The following is a 575-nucleotide window of genomic DNA, read 5'->3' as shown; positions in this document are numbered from 1 at the left end:
TCAGTTTGTACCAGATCCCCACTTCCGCCAGCAGGCGTTGCACAAAATGTAAGTCGTCTTCGCCGTATTGCATCACCTGATCCCGCTTCGGGCAGGGGTACGCCAGGGTGAATAAGAAATCCTGACCGCGAAAACCGTGACGTTCACGCAGGATTTTTTCCACAATCTCCGGCACCGACATCTTTTGATAAATCGCGAATTGGTGGCTTCGTGACAACAGGGCCAGTCGCGGCTCCAGAGTCACTTCGTAATGGCTTTCATCCCGCGAGGTGGACAACAGTTTAAATCCACTGATCACGCCGTAGATTGTGCGCAACGGTGCCGGCGGTATCACCGGTATGCCTCGCATTCCCGGATTAATCGCGGCCGATGTCAGGGTAAACGCGGCGTCCCGCATCAGCATCTGCGCCGGTTTGATATCCTTCACCGAGCTGGTGAATTCAATGGTGTAACGAAAAGGCCGGCTTAAGAATTCCTGCCCGCTAAACGCCACCACATCCAGTGGCGCGGTATTTTTCCACACGTTCAGTTTGTAGCGGCTGTGATCAAAGATGATCGCCGGGGTTGTGTTGTTC

1 protein-coding gene is annotated in these 575 nt (G+C 53.9%); it reads right to left on the bottom strand.

Annotated elements, in window-relative coordinates; genetic code table 11:
• A partial coding sequence (gene vgrG, locus C5471_RS23505; protein WP_166296648.1) for a type VI secretion system Vgr family protein occupies positions 1 to 575 on the bottom strand: 575 nt, incomplete at both ends.

Source organism: Photorhabdus tasmaniensis, from assembly GCF_011189505.1.
In the GTDB taxonomy this organism is placed as follows: domain Bacteria; phylum Pseudomonadota; class Gammaproteobacteria; order Enterobacterales; family Enterobacteriaceae; genus Photorhabdus; species Photorhabdus tasmaniensis.
This window is presented reverse-complemented; position numbering and strand designations above follow the sequence as displayed.